Genomic DNA, 3,645 nt, shown 5'->3' with positions numbered 1-3,645 from the left:
AGGAGTCTAAGATAAGTATAAATCAGGGATTAAAAGTGTTAGCAAATGTCAAAAAAGCAGTGTAGCTTTAGGGTAGTTCTTTGAGTTAGAAGCAGCCCTCCGTTCGGGATGTTGATGCCAAACCGCTCCTACACCGCTGGAAGCCAGTTTAGGTATGGGTTTAATGGGAAAGAAAATGATAATGATGTAAAAGAAACCGGAAATCAGCAAGACTACGGTATGCGGATTTATGATCCGAGAATTGGGAAGTTTTTGAGTGTGGATCCGTTGACGAAAAAGTTTCCCTGGTTATCAGTTTATCAATTTTCGGAAAACAATCCAATAAGATTTGTTGATCTAGACGGTGCTGAAAGTTTTGATCCTTTTACTAAATGGTTCGCAACTGAAGCAGTAATAACTATCACCACTAAACCCAATTCTACAAAAGCTAAGGCTTTCGGTCTTGCATTAGGTGTTGCTGGTGCTATTGAAGCGCCAGTACAAGGAACAATTAATTTAGTAAGTCATCCTGTGAGATCAATAAAAGCAATTGGCAGGATGCTTACAAATACGCCAGTTGAAAACGCCATGGAGTATGCCATAAATCTGGCAGATAAGTACGGTGATTTGCCTGAGCCTGTTCAAAATTATGCAGTTTATGGATATGCTGCCGGAGATATTATCTTAAGCCTTTCTGCTTTTAAATCTCCAATCAAGCAAACTTCCTCAGCACTTGAAACTTTAAAAGAAGCTTCAGTAACTCAGAAACTTCTACCAGCAAGCACCACTATAGAAAGATTTGTTAGTCATCATATTTTTAATGCATTTAGAGGTCCAGCCGCAGCGAGATACAGACAGTTCTTTAAATCGCGAGGCATTAATGTGGATTTGTATACCGTCAAAATACCAGAAAGTCTTCACAAATATTTGCATAGAGCAGGAAACAATTGGACAACAACATGGAAGAAATGGATTGATGAACATCCAAATGCAACCGCAAAAGATGTTTACCAGCAAGCTGGAAAGATGATGGATGAGGCAGGTCTTAGTAGTCAGAAGATTTTAAAACACAAATAAATAATTTAGAATGAAACACAAACTTGAGTTAGAATTTTATGAAATTTCTAAGCAAATTGTCCTTGAAAATAAAAGTCTGTTGGAATGGGCTGAGATTGAATCTGATGATATGTTTCAAACGAATTTATATGAAGGAGGATTTGATTCGACAGGAATGGAGTTCGTATTCAGTGTATTCATTGATAATAAGGAATATTGGTTTCAAGTATCTATTGAAGATATGTATAAGATTAATGATAGACTAATAAGTGAAGTTGAGATAGAAGAATCAGATTGGTAGAGTAATCGCACTCTTTAATCGGTCAGTTAAAACAAAATTTTATATTTAGTTGATTCACTCTATTTAATAACTAAAAAGCTCTCTTCAATTTTGCCAAATTTTGGTTGGTTGCTTGTATATAAAGTTGCTCGTCTCCTTTCATTAGTATACATCGTTTTGTACTATTGAAATAATGGCTCCGAAATATTTTATGGCATACTAGTTAAAGAGCGTTGGGAGTATGTACAAGTGTAATCTTATATCTAAGAGATTCCTACAAGCGATTTTGAGTTTGACTTTAGAGGTCCCTGAGCGGAACCTGAGCAGACCGCAGGTCTAGTCAGAGGGCGGTCCGAGGTACCAGTCGAAGGTCGAGTGAAAAATATCCAACATTTTATTTAAAATCACTAGGTCATTCCTCTCTGCTTAATTTGCAAAGCAAATTAAGCAGAGAGGAACCTCTGGAAGTGCCTTTAAGGGCTACTCCGTAGCTCACGAGTAGACTCTATTCTCATTGTACTATCAATTTCATTTGACAAACCAATAGCACAGCACATCAGTACGTAGTAACTTCTAAGTGTAAGATATTTAATTGCTTCCTGGTAAACTTCACCTTTTTAGAATTTTAGGCTCGCAAATATGGCACCTCTCGCAAAGTTCAGCTTTTATTTTCTTGGTCCATTTTTTTTGTTGTTCACTATTTCTTGAATAGTTTGTTTCATTATCATATTTAAGATCATATTCATCCCACAAAACTTCAATAGACTTATAAATTGAGTCTATCTGATTATAGGTCAAAAAGCTATTTAGCTTTAAGAATTCGTCGAACTTCGACTCAAGAACTTTAGAGAATATTTTTGCTATGTCAAAATGGCCTTGCTCATGTGATAACAGAATGCTTCCCATAGATCTTGTAAATGATTCCTTTCGATTAAAATAACAAACTACACTTAACTTATAAATCTTTTCACTATTTATTTTAGTAGGATAATATTCTACTGAGATTGAGGAAAACGCATCATGATTTGATTCATCCGTGTTAGTTGCTTGAAAATCCATCCACCTAAGTTGATAAGTGCTTGACCAATGAATAGTGTCAAGTTTTACTTGAGACTGTAAACTAAAATCCAAGCCAACTATAATAAATATTGCCAACAAAAGTCGAATAATACTTAATCGCCCCGCTTTAATAAGTTCATTGTTAAGACTCATTAGTTTCCTTTTTTAGGTTTCATTATAAAACTAGGAGGAGACGCTGCTCCACTAGTTGACTTTATATTAATATCCACATTTGGAACTCCTGCTTTTTCAAAATCTCGTTTCAATGTCCTACGGGTATTTTCTATTCCTCTATCTACTGCACTTTTTTCGTTTGAATCAAGTCCCTCTCCTACTCTAAATTCTAATGATATAGAAACAGATTCTACAGATCCGGATTCTCGGATATCTCTTAAGAGATTTCTATACCTTTTTAAGTCACTAATCGAAGCATCTCTACTAATACTTCCATTTTTCTGTCCGTCTGGAAAGACGTCTACTGTCCCTAAGATAAATAAATTGGATATAGGAACATTTATGTCTAAATCTTCAAAACCTGGTCTTTTCTTTGTTTTTTTAGTGATTTTCTTAACAAAAGCATCCGGACTAGGTAGGTCTATCGTTTTAGAAGGTGAATTTATACTTAGGCTTGTTTCTTCGCGCTTAACACTAATTTTGGATTTTCTCAAACTTAGGGGATTGCTTTCAAATAAGTTTCCCCATTGAGCAGTAACCCCATTTGTTTGCATTTCAATTACTAGTACTGCAGCACCTTCACCTCCGTCATTCAACATGACATCTTTTGAGTCTTTATCGTCTGGCCCTTTTGCATAAGTTAATTTCATTATTACGGTTTGATTTTTATAAATGGCATTTTTAACATGATCGTCTTGAAGTAAATTATGCTTTTCAATAAATGAACTTTGAAATTGTTCAGTTATTACACATTTACCTTCAAGTCCATCGATATCAATATTAGCAATTGGATTGTTACTTGAGTACTGATAAACGGTTAGATGTGGGAATGATTGGAATAATGGATCAACCGATTTGAATCTGCAAATCTTCGAGTCGTATATCCTAAAACCGTAATCGTAGAAAGTAGTTTCTACATCATTCTCCTTCCCATTAAACCCATACCTAAACTGGGTTCCAGCGGTATAGGATCGGTTTGGCATCAACATCCCGAACGGAGGGCTGCTTCTAACTCAAAGAACTACCCTAAAGCTACACTGCTTTTTTGACATTTGCTAACACTTTTAATCCCTGATTTATACTTATCTTAGACTCCT

At 35.5% G+C, this 3,645-nt stretch carries 4 protein-coding genes; 2 read left to right on the top strand and 2 right to left on the bottom strand.

Going from position 1 to position 3,645, the window contains the following annotated elements:
• The first annotated feature begins 108 nt into the window (after window positions 1-108).
• Both ACQ2HE_RS19730 and ACQ2HE_RS19725 read left to right on the top strand, forming a co-directional pair.
• Window positions 109-1,056 carry an RHS repeat-associated core domain-containing protein gene (locus ACQ2HE_RS19730; RefSeq protein WP_430901876.1) on the top strand — a complete coding sequence of 316 codons (948 nt, stop codon included), beginning with the start codon at window positions 109-111 and terminating at the stop codon, window positions 1,054-1,056.
• Between the two features lie 10 nt (window positions 1,057-1,066).
• The gene (locus tag ACQ2HE_RS19725) at window positions 1,067-1,336 is read left to right on the top strand and encodes a hypothetical protein (protein ID WP_430901878.1); all 270 of its coding nucleotides are present in this window, start codon (window positions 1,067-1,069) and stop codon (window positions 1,334-1,336) included.
• 588 nt (window positions 1,337-1,924) lie between these two features.
• On the opposite strand, the gene ACQ2HE_RS19720 is transcribed toward ACQ2HE_RS19725, so the two are convergent.
• Window positions 1,925-2,527 (bottom strand): hypothetical protein, encoded by a 603-nt coding sequence (locus ACQ2HE_RS19720; RefSeq protein WP_430901880.1) that lies wholly within the window; start codon window positions 2,525-2,527, stop codon window positions 1,925-1,927.
• Window positions 2,527-3,537, bottom strand: a complete 1,011-nt coding sequence (locus ACQ2HE_RS19715; RefSeq protein ID WP_430902497.1) for an RHS repeat domain-containing protein — start codon at window positions 3,535-3,537, stop codon at window positions 2,527-2,529. The genes ACQ2HE_RS19720 and ACQ2HE_RS19715 overlap by 1 nt, the downstream gene beginning before the upstream one ends.
• Between the last annotated feature and the right edge of the window lie 108 nt (window positions 3,538-3,645).

Source organism: Endoryza foliicola, from assembly GCF_050589245.1.
In the GTDB taxonomy this organism is placed as follows: domain Bacteria; phylum Bacteroidota; class Bacteroidia; order Chitinophagales; family Chitinophagaceae; genus Endoryza; species Endoryza foliicola.
Note: the sequence above shows the minus strand (reverse complement) of the source record. Positions and strands in the feature narration are given on the sequence as shown.

Excerpts from the sequence above, each read along its gene's own strand:
- ACQ2HE_RS19725 (WP_430901878.1), top strand. The coding sequence starts at position 1,067 with ATGAAACACAAACTTGAGTTAGAATTTTATGAAATTTCTAAGCAAATT.
- ACQ2HE_RS19720 (WP_430901880.1), bottom strand. The coding sequence starts at position 2,527 with ATGAGTCTTAACAATGAACTTATTAAAGCGGGGCGATTAAGTATTATT.
- ACQ2HE_RS19715 (WP_430902497.1), bottom strand. The coding sequence starts at position 3,537 with ATGTTGATGCCAAACCGATCCTATACCGCTGGAACCCAGTTTAGGTAT.
- ACQ2HE_RS19730 (WP_430901876.1), top strand. The coding sequence starts at position 109 with ATGTTGATGCCAAACCGCTCCTACACCGCTGGAAGCCAGTTTAGGTAT.